This window comes from Streptococcus sp. XMC, from assembly GCF_021341835.1.
Taxonomy (GTDB): Bacteria; Bacillota; Bacilli; order Lactobacillales; family Streptococcaceae; genus Streptococcus.
The window spans coordinates 103749-118268 of sequence record NZ_JAJTNQ010000005.1 but is presented as its reverse complement, the minus strand read 5'-3'; the positions used below and the strand labels follow the sequence as shown (position 1 = coordinate 118268).

The 14520-nt window shown below is 43.1% G+C and carries 15 protein-coding genes; 3 read left to right on the top strand and 12 right to left on the bottom strand.

The genetic code is table 11. The features are described from left to right. Positions 1-37: 37 nt before the first annotated feature. The 9 genes from LXO72_RS09075 to pbp2b all read right to left on the bottom strand — a co-directional run bounded on the left by LXO72_RS09075 (position 38) and on the right by pbp2b (position 10340). Positions 38-1963: a DUF2207 domain-containing protein gene (locus LXO72_RS09075; RefSeq protein ID WP_233332246.1), complete on the bottom strand. Its 1926-nt coding sequence runs from the start codon at positions 1961-1963 to the stop codon at positions 38-40. A gap of 60 nt (positions 1964-2023) precedes the next feature. Continuing rightward, on the bottom strand, positions 2024-2704 hold the full coding sequence (locus tag LXO72_RS09070) for a YwaF family protein (RefSeq protein WP_023022633.1): 681 nt from the start codon (positions 2702-2704) through the stop codon (positions 2024-2026). 12 nt (positions 2705-2716) lie between these two features. Next, entirely contained in the window at positions 2717-3406 is a 690-nt protein-coding gene (locus tag LXO72_RS09065; RefSeq protein ID WP_155168907.1) for a YwaF family protein, read from the bottom strand. A gap of 28 nt (positions 3407-3434) precedes the next feature. Beyond that, entirely contained in the window at positions 3435-4136 is a 702-nt protein-coding gene (locus tag LXO72_RS09060) for a YwaF family protein (RefSeq protein ID WP_233332244.1), read from the bottom strand. 30 nt (positions 4137-4166) lie between these two features. Next, entirely contained in the window at positions 4167-4778 is a 612-nt protein-coding gene (locus tag LXO72_RS09055; protein ID WP_233332242.1) for an NUDIX hydrolase, read from the bottom strand. Beyond that, a complete protein-coding gene (locus LXO72_RS09050; protein ID WP_233332240.1) occupies positions 4768-6138 on the bottom strand; it encodes a UDP-N-acetylmuramoyl-tripeptide--D-alanyl-D-alanine ligase in 1371 nt (456 codons plus the stop codon). Before LXO72_RS09050 ends, LXO72_RS09055 begins: the two co-directional genes overlap by 11 nt. 88 nt (positions 6139-6226) lie before the next feature. Next, positions 6227-7273, bottom strand: a complete 1047-nt coding sequence (locus tag LXO72_RS09045) for a D-alanine--D-alanine ligase (protein WP_123160059.1) — start codon at positions 7271-7273, stop codon at positions 6227-6229. Between the two features lie 378 nt (positions 7274-7651). Beyond that, on the bottom strand, positions 7652-8248 hold the full coding sequence (gene recR, locus LXO72_RS09040) for a recombination mediator RecR (protein ID WP_006596694.1): 597 nt from the start codon (positions 8246-8248) through the stop codon (positions 7652-7654). Between the two features lie 10 nt (positions 8249-8258). Further along, entirely contained in the window at positions 8259-10340 is a 2082-nt protein-coding gene (pbp2b, locus tag LXO72_RS09035) for a penicillin-binding protein PBP2B (RefSeq protein ID WP_233332239.1), read from the bottom strand. A gap of 316 nt (positions 10341-10656) precedes the next feature. Between pbp2b and LXO72_RS09030 the strand changes: the two genes are divergently transcribed. The 3 genes from LXO72_RS09030 to LXO72_RS09020 all read left to right on the top strand — a co-directional run bounded on the left by LXO72_RS09030 (position 10657) and on the right by LXO72_RS09020 (position 12643). After that, positions 10657-11484, top strand: a complete 828-nt coding sequence (locus tag LXO72_RS09030; protein ID WP_233332238.1) for an exodeoxyribonuclease III — start codon at positions 10657-10659, stop codon at positions 11482-11484. 11 nt (positions 11485-11495) lie between these two features. Next, the gene (locus LXO72_RS09025) at positions 11496-11882 is read left to right on the top strand and encodes a bleomycin resistance protein (protein ID WP_233332237.1); all 387 of its coding nucleotides are present in this window, start codon (positions 11496-11498) and stop codon (positions 11880-11882) included. A gap of 167 nt (positions 11883-12049) precedes the next feature. Next, the gene (locus LXO72_RS09020) at positions 12050-12643 is read left to right on the top strand and encodes a helix-turn-helix domain-containing protein (protein WP_233332236.1); all 594 of its coding nucleotides are present in this window, start codon (positions 12050-12052) and stop codon (positions 12641-12643) included. 25 nt (positions 12644-12668) lie between these two features. On the opposite strand, the gene nth is transcribed toward LXO72_RS09020, so the two are convergent. The 3 genes from nth to macP form a co-directional block, all read right to left on the bottom strand. Next, a complete protein-coding gene (nth, locus tag LXO72_RS09015; RefSeq protein ID WP_195348148.1) occupies positions 12669-13298 on the bottom strand; it encodes an endonuclease III in 630 nt (209 codons plus the stop codon). 162 nt (positions 13299-13460) lie between these two features. After that, a complete protein-coding gene (locus LXO72_RS09010; RefSeq protein WP_233332235.1) occupies positions 13461-14153 on the bottom strand; it encodes a 5'-methylthioadenosine/adenosylhomocysteine nucleosidase in 693 nt (230 codons plus the stop codon). Positions 14154-14180: 27 nt separating this feature from the next. Further along, positions 14181-14519, bottom strand: a complete 339-nt coding sequence (gene macP / locus LXO72_RS09005; protein WP_233332234.1) for a cell wall synthase accessory phosphoprotein MacP — start codon at positions 14517-14519, stop codon at positions 14181-14183. Position 14520: the final 1 nt, after the last annotated feature.

Here is a 14520-nt window from a genome sequence, read left to right as displayed (position 1 = left end):
GTTCTACATCCCAGACTTCATTCAATCACAAGGGCTATTAGAAGGCTCCAAACCCTCCACCACCACCGCCATCAGAAAATCCACCGCCGTCAAAGCCACCACTGCCATCTGAGGAGTTAATAGAGAAGCTTGAAACACTATAGGAATCATCTGCATAGCTCATTAAGGTAGAGCCATCTAAATAGGTATTTGGAGAAGAAGTTAGCCAAAGAACAGTGTCCCAGTCTTCATATGGCACGAAAATCTGATGATTTTGGAGTACCTGACTCACTTTTTTAGCTTGGCCATACAAGGTCGCATAGACTAAGATACGATTCCATAGGACAACACTCTCAAGTTCTGCTTGATTGAAATTTGGAATACTTTCAATCATATTTCGAAAGGCCATCCATTCAAATTGTGAATCCAAGTTCTCTAAGGATTGTAGATGATCTTCACGAAGTTTCATAACAATATAAAATGGAATGAATAACAAAATCAAACATAAAATAGTCCAAAAATAGAAGGAAGATAGGTATGAACCAAGTCCAAAAGATAAGAAACACATGCTCACAAACAAGATCAGTAAGATCCAAAAATGTAAGGCACAGCCTGTTTTTGAAAAAGCTTCTTCTTTTTCAGATAAGTCTCTAAAATAAGAGGGCAAACCTAATTTCGTAATTTCCTTTTCAACACCTTTTGACAATTGCTGGGCATCCCTTTTTAAAAGTGATTGAACGTCACTTCCGACCTTTCGAATACGATCTCTTTGTGTGTCTGTTTTAGCAGCTCGAAAATCCTTTTTTAGGGTTGCTTGATTAATTTTATATTTCGAGAACACCTCACTGATCCTGATTTCAGTTTCTTGATCAAAGATCATTTCAATAAACTTCAATTCAAAATCAGCCAAGCCTTCATGGTGAAGACAGGTCAAGGTCCCTCCACTTTCATCTCTCGTCAAACGAAGATTTCCTCGATCGATGAGATCTAACATGGTTGCCTGGATGAGATGATTAAATTTTAGTTGACCTTTCTCTCTATATATGACCATCTGTTCAAAATCAAGTTGATACAAGGCCTTGGCTAGGACAAAGGGTGGCAAATTCTGTGGAGGTTCGTATAATCGTACTCCTTTTGCAATCCGACGAGTTCTGGTACTGATCATATAGCGGATCCATGGAATGAAAGCTAGAACAAATAAAAGAATCGATACAATTGGAATGACTCTGAGAAACAGTGTCTTGTAGATGACTGTTTTTTGTTGAATGGATTTTTCTTTTTTAAGAAATTTATCCTTTCCCTTTTCCTTTTTAATCTCATTAGATTGGCCTCGACGTAGAGCTTCTGTCATGGGCCAGTATGCGTGGAGCTCCAATTTTCCATTCTTTGGGAAGTTCCATAACTGAATGTGATAGCCAGTCTCAGTCCGTTCAATCTGGGCTGGTGGATTAAAATAACCGGTATGAGCATACAAGTCTCCCTGCTTGGCATCCAAGCCATCCACATAAAAATCTAATTTCGCGACGTCCTCATCCCCATCTGAAATAGGGAACCAATTGAGCTCGGCGATATCGGAATACAGTTCTAGAATATGATCAATCTTCCATACAACCTTGATGGTAACTTTGCCGCCAACAATCCTCGAATTGTAGATTTTTAATAGACGTCCATTTCCGAGATCCGATTCTTCTACACGGATCTCTCGTTTTTCCCCATCCACATAAGCTTCCACTTGAGGATTTTCATGGATTTTAAATCCTTTGGGAAGGGGATCTACACTCCCTAAAGTTACATACTGCCCATTATAGCCTGTTGAAAAAATGTAGGTAATCTCTTGCGTAAATGTCGCCTGGCTATCTTCCTGCAAGTGGAGGTGTCCCACATAGGATTCTATCGAATAGCGAACTTCATCATCTGCCTGAGCCGGACTAACCGTACAAAAAAAGGCACACAATATACCAATGACTAGTAAAAACCTCTTCATTTCAAACTCCTATTAACTAAAAGAAGGCTGAGACTGATGGTCCCACCCTCCTTTTTCTTTTTATCGAATAACTCTTTCTCTTGCAGGCTTACGACTGAAAAATACATTAAAGAGAAGCAAGGCTGCTGCTAAGATGCTAGAGACCACGACGTAATTCACCAAGAGGCTGTCCCCTTTGATAATCGGTGGCCGGGCCATGAGTCCATAATTCCCTCCAGTGACTTGGTTGACGCCGACTAGAAATAGATCCAAAACGAAAGTATAGAGAACAATCTCTCGATTTTTTAAGAGGCTCGAATCATAGCATCTCAAGAGATAAATCAAAGAATTAACCAAAAGACAGTAATGCCCGAGGAGGAAAGAAAAGCTCGTAATATGAGGGAAGGTGTAGGGATCAAAGACTGGATAGCCCAAGGCAAAGATCGCTCCACTCACTCCCATCAAGGCAAAGAACTGCTTGCTCTTCCATCGGTCTGGCAACAGCAAAACAGCAAACATAGCCAACCGACAATGGTACAAGGGTAAACTATTGGACCAGGGAAGCTGAAAAGCAAAATACCAGATATAGAGACAGATCAATTGAAATATTTGTAGGTTTCGAAAGATCTTCCGAAATTGTTCATTTTGGTAGTAACGTAATGAAGCCCATACTGCCATTACGATTAAAAGAACCATGACTCCATACCAAAGGAGCGGTATAACAGGTGGTACAGTGGATTCAGTTGTAAAAAAATGATGCATAAGGTCTCCTTATTAAACGGATTCAGATGTTCTTTTTCTTTTCTTACTGGACTTAATAAGATGATTGATCAGGATGAGGGTTCCTGTCATCAGGATAGTCACGATCAAGTAATTGAGCACGAGCCCATGATCGCCAATTACAGGAGGACGACGCATAAAGCCGTAATTTCCACACGTTACGAGATTAGCAAGCTGAATAATAGCGTTGACACCAAAGGTCATCTGACAGATTTTCCAAGCGTCTCCTTCTTCTACTTGGTAGAATTGGACCAGATAGATCAAACAATTGGCCAAGAGGGCCCAGTGGCCAAAAACATTGTTGATCGAGGATACATGAGGAAAGGGATAGGGATAAAAGACGGGATGAACCAAGGCCATGATGGACCCAAAGACACCAACAAGAGCAAAATATTGCTTGAAGCTTCCCTTGGGAGCCAAAAGAATTATCCACATAGCCATACGACTATGATAGAAGGGCAGGCTCTCTGAAAAAGGTAAGTGTGCTGCAATATACCAAGAGTTGATTATCAGCAACTGAATCAATTGCCCCCAATACCAAAAGTTTTGATAGCCTTTGGAAGAAGCAAATCGAATAGACAGATAGCCTACCACCATCAATGAGGTCGGCAACAAAAAGTACCAAGCTCCCAATTGAGGAGGGGCCGTTGGTTGACTGGTGAAAAATAAATCCCAAAGTGGCATGATTTCCTAACCTCAGCTCATCAATTTTCTATTCTGAACGTGAAACGACCGTCTCTTCAACCATCTTGTATTTGTACTTATAACGCTGGTTGACCAAGAAAATTCCAGCTACCATCACCAAGCTAACCAAAAGGTAGTTCAGGAGAGCACCATGGTCCCCAATGATTGGTGGACGCCGTAAGAAGCCATAATCCCCTTTCGTCAATAGGTTAACCAAGAAAATCAAGGCATTCATGCCAAAGGTGATCTTGACAATTCTCAAACTGTCTTGCTTTTCAGATTGATAATGATCCTGTAGGTAAATCAAACTATTGGCAAGCAAGGCCCAGTGACTGAAAATGAGATTCAGAACGGTGATATGAGGGAATGGGAAGGGATCAAAGGCTGGATACACCAAGGCCGCTATCGATCCCAAAACTCCCAAGAGAGCAAAATATTGCTTGATATAGGTCCCTTTAGGGGCAAAGAGAATCACCAACATGGCCAAGCGGCAATGATAAAAAGGCAAATTATCCGTCAAAGGCATGTGGGCGAGAATATACCAAGCATTGATGGTCAGTACTTGGATCAACTGTGCCCAATACCAAAAGCGTTGGTAGCTTTTGGACTGCGCATATCTGATGGAAAAGTAACCAACCACCAACAAAGAGGCCGGCAGAATGAAATACCAGAGACCAAACCCAGGCGGGGCTGATTTTTGGTTTGTAAACAATAAATCCCAAAGTGTCATTTTCATATTCCTTTAATTTATAGATCGTTTTTAATCACAATACAAATCTCGTTTCCCATCATAGACCACCCAAAGGAAGTTCAATTGTTCTTCTGTATTGCGCTTGGTAGAAAGAGCAGGTATTTTTTCTCTCTCAAAAAAGGCAAGGTCGGAAATTTCCTGGTTCTTTTCAAAATTTCCATCTAATAATTCACATTCAAATACCAATTTCACATATTGGCGACTTTGCAATTGGTAGCGATTGGTATCAAATACTGCCAACAATCTGATTACACGCGCAGAATAGCCCGTTTCTTCTTGGATTTCCTTTAAAATGTTTTCCGTCGGAGAATAGCCAACCTCACCAAAGCCACCCGGCAAGGCCCAGGTCTCTTCTCCCTGACCTTTCACCAGACAAAGTTTTCCATCTTTGACAATCCATGCCCTAACATCAATCAAGGGAGTGTCGTAATGGTCTGTCGGGCGAAACAAATCCGATAATTCTTGTGGATTCAAATCAGTCGCTTCTCTCACAAGATCCTGTAAAATGGCACGAATATCCTGATAGCGCTCTTGATCAAATGGATCTTTTGAGAACGCTAAGCCTGTATTAGTGATTGAAATCAAGCGCTGAATGTTCTTTAGCACATTATTACTCGCCATTCTCCAACTCCTCTACCAATTTGGCTAAATTCATAGAATTGCTTCCCTTGATGAGGATTTGGTCCTGCTCTTTTAAGCTTTCCTTGACTTGTTTGACCAGGTCCTCAAACTGGTCTTTCTCAGCGGTCTTTTTGAAATAATAGACATGTCCGAGTGGGAACATCTGACTCGCTAATTGAGCCAGTCCCGCAATATCTTGACCGTAGAAAATAACGGTATCCAAGACATCCGGTGACAGGCTGAGAATCATTTGGTTGTGCAGATCAATAGATTGCTCCCCTAGTTCTTTCATATCCGCTAAGACCGCTAGCTTGCGGCCATTTGGATTGGCAGGAATGGTCGAGAAGGTTTCTAAAATCAGGCGCATGGCCGTCGGATTGGCATTGTAGACATCGGATAGGATATCCGCTCCGTTACTTGCCTTCTTCCATTCTGTACGGTTCTTAGTAAGCTCTAAGCCTTTAAAGCTTGCACGGATGGCCTCTTCACTGACTCCTTCTTTCAAGGCAACATAGGCCGCAATCATGGCATTGGTCGCATTGTATTTGCCTGTGACAGGTAAGTCAATAGCATCTGATAAGAAATTCGCTTCAAAGGTTAGGCTGTCCTTGCGTTCCTCCAACTTGGTAATACTGATATCTGCTCCTTCACCAAAGCGCACAAGCTCTTGTTGACTCGGTAAAAAATCCTCGACAATAGGATCGGCCGGCACTAGAAGCAAGCCACCAGCTGGCATCCCATCCGCAATTTGCAATTTCCCTTTAGCGATTTCTTTGCGGTCTTTGAAAAACTCAAGATGAGCTTCCCCAATAAGGGTCACGATCGCTGCCTTAGGATGCGCAATTTCTGAGAGAAGATGGATATCTCCCAGATGGTCCTGCCCCATTTCAAGGACAAGCTTCTCTGTCCCTTCTGGCATATGGAGAACCGTATAAGGGAGGCCAATTTCGTTATTGTAGTTCCCTTGTGTTTTATAGGTTTTGTAGGTAGTTGACAGCAATTGAGCCAACATATCTTTGGTCGTTGTCTTACCGTTTGAACCGGTGACCGCCAAGACATCTACTTGACTTTTCTCCAAAACATATTGGGCTAATTTTTGAAAGGCCGCTAGAACATCATCTACCAACAAATATGGGTGGCCTTCTACTTCTTTTTCAGACAAGGTCGCTACAGCCCCATTTTCAAAGGCCGTCTCGATGAAATCATGGCCATCACGCACCCCCTTAAGAGGGACAAAAAGATCTCCAGGCCCAATCAAACGGCTATCGAATTCAGGCTTGGCAAGAGTTACATCTTCAAATTGACTGATATCATTGCTAGCAGCCAGGACACCTGCTACTTCGTGCAAGGTTACATTCATGGTATTCTCCTCTAAAAAGGGGGAGCAGGAAGAAAAGCGACTCCTCTATGAGTTGACTTCATCTCCCACTCCCGCTAGGAACAGATTCTTACAGTAAGTGTGCTTCGCGTTTTTCGAAAGTTGCTTTTGCCAACTCAACCAAACGCTCAATCAAATCAGGATAGGACAAGCCCATGTTGTCCCACAACAAGGGATACATAGACCATTGGGTAAAGCCAGGCATGGTATTGAGCTCATTCAAGTAGATGCCCCCATCCTCTGTGTAGAAGAAATCACAACGGGAGAGACCTTTCCCACCAATGGCACGGAAGGCCAATTCGGCATTCTGACGCATAGTCGCAGCAACTTCCGCAGGAATTTCAGCTGGAATCGCCATCGTAATCTTATTATCGATGTATTTGGCTTCGTAGTCATAGAAGGCCACATCTTTGACCACCTCACCAGGGAGGGTGCTTTTGACATCGTAGTTACCCAACAATCCCACTTCGATTTCGCGCGCTACGACACCTTGCTCAACCAGAACACGGCTATCATATTTAAAAGCCAATTCCAAAGACTGACGAAGTTCTGCTTGGTTCTCTGCTTTTGAAATTCCAACACTAGAGCCCATATTAGAAGGCTTAGTAAAGACTGGATAGGTTAATTCTTTTTCGATTAAGGCAATCTTAGCTTCTAGGTCATCTCCTTCAAGGACAGCCACATAAGGAACTTGTGGAATCCCTGCAGATTCTAGGACCCGTTTGGTGGTAATCTTATCCATCGCCACACTAGAAGAAAGGATATCACATCCCACATATGGAAGTTTCAAGACTTCTAGGAAACCTTGAACCGATCCATCTTCTCCCATCGGTCCATGAAGGACTGGAAAGACAACCGCCCCTTCTTGGTAGATACTGCTCGGAGATACTTTAGCTTCCCAATCAATGGTCTCGTTGGTCATCAAGCGTTCTGTTTCAGCAGGCTTCTCTTCAAAGGTTTGGGTCTTGATGAAGTCTCCCGTCTGAGTAATGAAATAGGTCTCAACAGAATACTTGTCATAATTAATCGCCCGCATGACGCTTTCAGCTGAAAGTACAGACACTTCGCGCTCTGCGCTACGGCCACCATAAAGAAGTACAATTTTTTCTTTTGCCATTGTTTGGTCCTAATCCTTTGTTTAATTTTGTGCTTCCTGATTGACTTGTCAGAAGCACTCCTCACATACGAGTTCGTCCCTCTAGTATACCACACTTTAAAAAGAAAGAAAACGAGAGAGAACACCTAAAAAACAAAAAGAGAGTGGGACAGAAATCGGTCATTCGTTAGAATTCGATTTCGTCGTCCCACCTCCGCACAGCTTCAACAGTCTGGGAGACTGTTGAAGGTTGCAGACAAAGGAAACTTTATTTCCCTCATTAGGTCATATTTGGAGCTTAAAAAGCGAACAAAGAGCCCACTCAACAACTGCGTCTTGCTCGACAATCAAAAAACAATTGAGAGGCTAGGACTTTTGTCCCAGCCTCTCTGTAACCGCTTATAACTCGGTTCGATTTTCGATAGCCCGAAGAAGGGTCACTTCATCCGCATACTCGATATCGGCCCCGACGGCTAATCCACGTGCCAGACGGGTCACTTTGATACCAGCTGGTTTGAGGACGCGTGAGATATACATAGAAGTTGCTTCCCCATCTGCTGTTGCATTGGTCGCCACAATCACTTCTTGGACCTCATGATCCATTAATCGTGTGATCAAGGACTTGAGGTTAATATCATCCGGTCCGACACCATTCATAGGCGAAATCAAGCCATGAAGGACATGGTAGCGACCGTGGTACTCCTGAATATTTTCCATGGCTGACACATCTCGACTATCTTCCACTACTAAGATGGTCGATGGGTCGCGAGTCTCGTCTCGACAAATGGCACACTCTTCTTCATCTGTTAAGTTTCCACAGATGGAACAATAGCTTAATTCCCGCTTTGCTGACAAGAGATTCTTTGCAAACTCATTGACATCATCATCACTCATTCCGATGGTATAAAAGGCCAGACGAGTTGCCGTCTTGATCCCAATACCAGGGAGCTTCGAATAACTTTCAATTAATTTTGCGATAGGTGTTGGATAGAGCATAGCTTCCTTTCTAATTCATAGGATGTTTTTGCTGGTAGAGATTGATAATCTCTCTGGTAATACTGTGACTAACTGTCGCTTGGAGATTGGTGTTGTGAGGAAAGACCACTGCAACTGCAATCTGAGGATTTTCAGATGGAGCATAGGCGATGACATTGGTATTTACAGCAGGGGTCCCACCATTTACAAATGTTTCTGCAGTCCCGGTCTTCGCACTGATTGGAACTGACGCACCTTCTCCGATGGTTTTACCAGTTGTTAAGCCACTGGTTCCGTATACAACCTGATAAAAACCTTGTTTGATGATGGCTAGATTTTCGGGGGTTAGAGCCACTTGATTGAGTTCTTTTGTTGCAATCTCTTCTTTCAGAGGGCCCAAGCCTCCCTTGGCGTCATTTTCATAGATCCCTTGGACCAGGTGTGGAGCTACACGTTTCCCATCGTTAGCAATGGTTGCAACATATTGAGCCAACTGCATAGGCGTATAGTTATCAAACTGACCAAAAGCGTCTGTTAGGTAATTGCCAATAGTATACTCTTTGGGAACATAGCCCGTCGATTCGTTCGGAAGGTCAATCCCTGTTTCTGTTCCCAGACCATAGGAGGCGAAAGTCGAACGCAGTTTCTCCATAGCAGGATCCAATTGATCCGTCTTTAAGGTCATATTAGGCTGATAGGGTTGACCCATCAAATCAAGAGCAATCTGCACCATATAGGTGTTGGAAGAATATTCTAACGCTTGCACCGCGTTGATTTCTTGGCTTCCAAACTGGGTGAACCAAGAAGTAATTGGAGCTGAACCAGAAAATGAGATTGGTTGATCCAATAAGACTTGATTCCCAGAAATCACCCCATTTTCCCATCCTGCTGTCAAGGTAGCCGCTTTAACAACCGAACCTGGGACAAAGACATTGGTCACCGTCCCTAAAGCATCAGGAGTAAGATCTTGAGAACCGGCTTCATGCTTCATCCCTGCCATGGCAAGGATTTTACCCGTTTTTGGATCCAAGGCAACAGCATAGACTCCTTCTGAGTAGGTCGCATTGCCAGCAGCTAATTCTGCCTGGAAGGACTTCTTCAAGATGTCTTCCACTCCTCTTTGGAAATCCAAATCAATCGAAAGCTTGATATTATTTCCCTTGCTTCCTTTTGAGAGGGTTTCGATCTTTTCGACATTGCCATTCTTGTCCAAATGGATCTCTTTTTCAACCCGTTCTCCTTGGAGGACAGACTCATATTGTTTTTCTAAATAAGAAGTTCCGACGCGATCATTTAAGGCGTAGCCTTTTTCCAAATAATCATCGGCTTCTTCAGCTGGTAGACCGGCTTGCTCTGTCGACACACTACCGACAATAGAAGCCAAAGGACTATCGACTACTTTTCGATCCCAACTCGTGATCACTTCAAATCCTGGAAATTCTTTTAAATGATCTTTGACTGTCGTCACCTGCTCATCGGACATCGGATCCGTCACAATCGTAGCACTGGCGAAGTTTTCGACTGCATTCATTTGGCTAAAGAGATAGATGGCCTTTTTTTCTTCATCCGTATAGCCTAATTTAGCTGGGTCAATACTGTCCACCGCATACTGGTAGATTTTTGATTCTGGAAGTGGGTTACCATCCGTATCGATGCGTTCCTCCTTCGGCAGTTTGTCCACTACTTCTTTGTAGACTTCTGTGTTTGCGAGATAAAAGTCAATTTCTTGACGCTTGGTGACTTGAGGATTTGACACGCTTACGTAATTTAGGAGAAGTTGTGCTGTTTGACGCATCTCTTCCGCAGTAAATTTATTGCTACGTGTAAAGGACAAGACCTTCTTATCGACATTCTCCACTAGTGGCTGACCAGAAACATCATAAATCTGTCCCCGGATACTTCCTCTTGTTAAATGTTTTTTGGTAGCTTTTGCTAATTTTTGTGTATAAAAGCCTTGATGAGTAATCTGCATATACCCTAGTCGAGCAATTAAAATCAAAAAGAGGGTACAGACTAGACTGAATAACAAATAAAGTCGTCTAGTAATCCACCGATTATCAAATTTTCTCACCTTTGCATTCGCTTTTTTTGAACGTTTAGATTTTCGAGCCATACCTCTCCTTTCATCTGGATTCTCAGCCCCAGCCCCTATCAAGGCAACCTAAAAATAGGATAACTTTATAGGAAATCTGAGGAATATTTCTATTTTAAACTCAACTTCCATTATAGCACATTTCATCCAGACGCGAGTCGCTAGACCGGATAAAAAAATAGCCATTCTGAACTCCATGGCAACTATTCTTTTAGCAATATGAACAATATAAACAATTTTCTACCAAAAGCGGATCCTTCCTCAAATCACAAGAAACAGGAGACTTGATATTTTTTGGTATAATAGAAGCATCGATAAAGTTAGTAAAGGAAACGATATGAAACTAATCTCATGGAATATTGACTCATTGAATGCCGCCTTGACGAGTGACTCTGCGCGCGCGAAGCTCTCGCAAGACGTCCTCCAAACCTTAGTAGCCGAGGATGCGGATATCATTGCCATTCAGGAAACAAAATTATCTGCCAAAGGACCAACGAAAAAACACTTAGAGGTCTTAGAAGAACTTTTCCCTGGATATGAAAACACTTGGCGGTCCTCTGTAGAACCCGCTCGTAAAGGATATGCAGGAACCATGTTCCTCTACAAAAAAGAATTGACACCAATAGTAAGCTTCCCAGAAATCGGTGCTCCTTCTACCATGGACCTCGAAGGTCGCATTATTACTCTTGAATTTGATGACTTCTTTGTGACCCAGGTCTATACTCCGAATGCTGGAGATGGGCTCAAACGTTTGGAAGAACGTCAAATCTGGGATGCCAAATACGCAGACTACTTGGCGGAACTAGATCAACAAAAGCCAGTTCTGGCAACTGGAGACTACAACGTAGCTCACAAGGAAATCGACTTGGCCAATCCAGCCAGCAACCGTCGTTCCCCAGGCTTTACCGATGAAGAACGGGCAGGCTTCACCAACTTGCTAGCCAAAGGGTTCACTGATACCTTCCGCTACTTGCACGGGGATCTTCCAGAGCAATACACCTGGTGGGCGCAACGTAGCAAGACTTCTAAAATCAACAATACAGGCTGGAGAATTGACTACTGGCTCACTTCTAACCGAGTTGCCGATAAGGTGACCAAATCAGCTATGATTGACTCCGGTGCCCGTCAAGACCATACACCAATTGTCATGGAGATTGAGCTCTAAGGAGAACGCTAATGGACTATCAAGCTGTCATTCCTGAATTTGTAGTATCTGACATCGAAAAGTCACACCACTTCTACTGCGACTTGCTGGGATTCTCTGTCGAATACGAGCGTCCAGAGGAGAAATTTCTCTTCCTCTCGCTTGAAGACTGCCAACTTATGCTAGAAGAAGGCAGTACAGAAGAATTAGCCCAATTGACTTATCCTTTCGGACGCGGTGTCAATATTTCCTTTGGCATCAAGGATGTCCCTCAGCTCCACAAAAAACTGCTGGAAGCTGAATATCCTATCCATCGTCCGCTGACAAAAAGAGAATTTCGAGTGGGAGATAGCTTTATTTATCCCCATGAATTTGCGATTTTGGATCCAGATGGATATTTTTTAAGATTCAGTGAATAAGAAAAAGGAGGCTCTTGGCCTCTTTTTCTAGCGAAATATGAATTGACAGATCTGTAAATCCAGTGCAAAAACCTTTGCTAAAGCCCATGAAATCAACATGTCAAAGAACTTTGATAGCCGTTTTTTATAAAATTGAGTAGAATGAAATCAGGAAGCGAGGAAATCTTATGCAAGTCGGAAAACAAATCCAGCACTATCGTAAAGAGAAAAATTTATCTCAAGACGATTTAGCTGAAATCATCTTTGTCAGCCGTCAATCCATTTCCAACTGGGAACGCGGCGCGACCTACCCTGATATTCAAAACCTGCTCTTATTAAGCAAGGTCTTTGAAGTGTCCTTGGACAAACTAGTCAAAGGAGATTTGGAAACCATGAAACAGATTATTCACGACCAAGAATTTATGCGCTATCAAAAAGATGGAGTGGTCTTTAGCTTACTGCTAATTGGCAGTCCTATCATCAGCACTCCCCTCATTCTTTATTTGGATGGATACGGCATCGCTATTAGTTGCTTGATTCTTGCTGTCGCTCTATTCTACGCCCTACGCATTGAGAAATTCAAGAAAAAGCATAATCTTCGTACTTATCGCCAGCTTGTCGCCTATGAACAAGGACGCAGTCTGAGCGAGATTGAAGAAGCCGAAGAAAGGGGTAAAGCTCCCTACCAAAGTATCCTCATTCCTATTCTATTTGTCCTTGGAATTGCCGCTATTACTCTACTGGTTTCTTGGCTCTTACTTACTTTCTTCCCTATCAAATAAAAGCGAAGTCATTAGACCTCGCTTTTTAAATATCCTTAAAGTTATAGAGTTGCGGATAGTGATCACATTCGGGATTTTTAGGATGGCAGATAGCCCGTCCAAAATAGATCATGGCCTGATGAGCTGGGAGCCAGCGTTCAGGAGGAAGAACGTCCATCACCCGTTTTTCCACTTCTAATGGGGTTGCTGATTTCTTGACGATGTCATGGTGCTTGCAAATCCGCTCTACATGGGTATCAACAGCAAAGGCAGGAATTCCGAAACCTACACTCATGACCACATTGGCTGTTTTGCGTCCCACTCCGGCTAAACTCTCCAGCTCCTCCCGTGTCTGAGGCACTTGGCCATTAAAGTTATCCAACAATTGTTGGGCACATTTTTTGAGAAATTTAGCCTTATTGCGATAGAGGCCTAATTTGGAAATATGCTTGGCAATGTCGGCTTCACTGGCGACCGCCATGGCTTGAGGAGTTGGGAAGGCTTCAAACAAGGCAGGAGTTGCCTTATTAACCGCCGCATCCGTTGTTTGAGCAGAGAGCATCACCGCTACTAATAATTCAAAATGGTTGCGAAAATCCAAACTTGGTTGAGCATCCGGAAATAGGGCAATAATTTCTTCAATCACATGACGTGCCCTTTTTTTTGATAAGACCATAACTTCTCCTTTGCATTTCTAGACTTTATTATAGCATGAAGTCAGTCTATTTCTGAAGGAATCGGCTTCAGAAAAGGAAATGGGACAGAATGAATTGTAAATGATCTTCATTCTATCCCACTTTCTACTTATATTAGAGACATCTTGACTCTATTGTTTATTTTACACCAATCTCTTCAAGAAAGTAATCAAGGTTTGAGCAGAGCGCTCGCCAGCCTCTACGATAAATTCATCAAAAGAGATATTAGCTGCGTGATCTGCCGTGTCACTCATAGCCCGAATGACCATGAAAGGACGGCCGGCTGCATGAGCCGCTTGGGCAATAGCTGCCCCTTCCATCTCAACTGCCAATACTTCTGGGAAATGTTCGCGAATCGCTGCAACTTTTTCTTCACTCGCGATAAAGCTATCCCCAGTCGCAATCAGGCCTACATGGGTTGGTGTTTGTTCCTCAGCTAGAACTTTTTTCATCTCTGAAACAAAATAGCGGCTGGATTCAAAGTAGAGTGGTTGCCCTGCCATCTGGCCATAGTCATAACCAAAAGCTGTCACATCGACATCATGGTAGGCCAATTTGTCCGCAAGGACGATATCTCCAACAGCCATCCCTGGTGCTACAGCACCTGCAGAACCCGTATTGATAATGGCTTCCACCTTAAAATCATTGGCCAATACAGCCACACTCATGGCTGACATGACCTTTCCGATGCCACTTTCAACCAAAACGACCTCATGGCGACCAATCGATCCTGTATAGTAGACCTTTCCTAGGCGAAGATGTTTCTCGCCATTCTGCAAAGCCTCCACTAAGATTTTTAACTCTTGTGGCATGGCCGCAATGATTCCAATTTTCATAATCGTAACTCCTTTGGTAGAGGCTTCTTATAAGCGCCAGATTGCAAGAATTAACAAGATGAGGAGCAAGATGACCCAAAATAAGATCTTATTCAATTTTGATTGGAGCACCTCATCTTTTTGGTTCTCAATCCGACGACTCTTGGTCACTGTAGGTTGGACTCTAATCGGAATAGTCTCCTGAGGATACGATGCTCCATGTCCTCTATCTGCTTCCCTTGAGGTCATTGGTCGTTCATAACCAAATCCCCTGTTTCCAGTCGGGAGAATTTTTGTTTCTTCCTCATCAAAGAGCGGGGGACCAGAGATAGCTTCTCCCCGGTTTGCCCGCTCAATCATTTCATCTGTTAATAAAGGTTTGCCCATG

Bases quoted from the DNA above. Each gene is read 5' to 3' on its own strand.
- pbp2b (WP_233332239.1), bottom strand. From the start codon at position 10,340: ATGGCTCGAAAATCTAAACGTTCAAAAAAAGCGAATGCAAAGGTGAGA.
- macP (WP_233332234.1), bottom strand. From the start codon at position 14,519: ATGGGCAAACCTTTATTAACAGATGAAATGATTGAGCGGGCAAACCGG.
- LXO72_RS09020 (WP_233332236.1), top strand. From the start codon at position 12,050: ATGCAAGTCGGAAAACAAATCCAGCACTATCGTAAAGAGAAAAATTTA.
- LXO72_RS09065 (WP_155168907.1), bottom strand. From the start codon at position 3,406: ATGCCACTTTGGGATTTATTTTTCACCAGTCAACCAACGGCCCCTCCT.
- LXO72_RS09010 (WP_233332235.1), bottom strand. From the start codon at position 14,153: ATGAAAATTGGAATCATTGCGGCCATGCCACAAGAGTTAAAAATCTTA.
- LXO72_RS09025 (WP_233332237.1), top strand. From the start codon at position 11,496: ATGGACTATCAAGCTGTCATTCCTGAATTTGTAGTATCTGACATCGAA.
- recR (WP_006596694.1), bottom strand. From the start codon at position 8,248: ATGCTCTATCCAACACCTATCGCAAAATTAATTGAAAGTTATTCGAAG.
- LXO72_RS09045 (WP_123160059.1), bottom strand. From the start codon at position 7,273: ATGGCAAAAGAAAAAATTGTACTTCTTTATGGTGGCCGTAGCGCAGAG.
- LXO72_RS09060 (WP_233332244.1), bottom strand. From the start codon at position 4,136: ATGACACTTTGGGATTTATTGTTTACAAACCAAAAATCAGCCCCGCCT.
- LXO72_RS09070 (WP_023022633.1), bottom strand. From the start codon at position 2,704: ATGCATCATTTTTTTACAACTGAATCCACTGTACCACCTGTTATACCG.
- LXO72_RS09075 (WP_233332246.1), bottom strand. From the start codon at position 1,963: ATGAAGAGGTTTTTACTAGTCATTGGTATATTGTGTGCCTTTTTTTGT.
- LXO72_RS09050 (WP_233332240.1), bottom strand. From the start codon at position 6,138: ATGAATGTAACCTTGCACGAAGTAGCAGGTGTCCTGGCTGCTAGCAAT.
- LXO72_RS09030 (WP_233332238.1), top strand. From the start codon at position 10,657: ATGAAACTAATCTCATGGAATATTGACTCATTGAATGCCGCCTTGACG.
- LXO72_RS09055 (WP_233332242.1), bottom strand. From the start codon at position 4,778: ATGGCGAGTAATAATGTGCTAAAGAACATTCAGCGCTTGATTTCAATC.
- nth (WP_195348148.1), bottom strand. From the start codon at position 13,298: ATGGTCTTATCAAAAAAAAGGGCACGTCATGTGATTGAAGAAATTATT.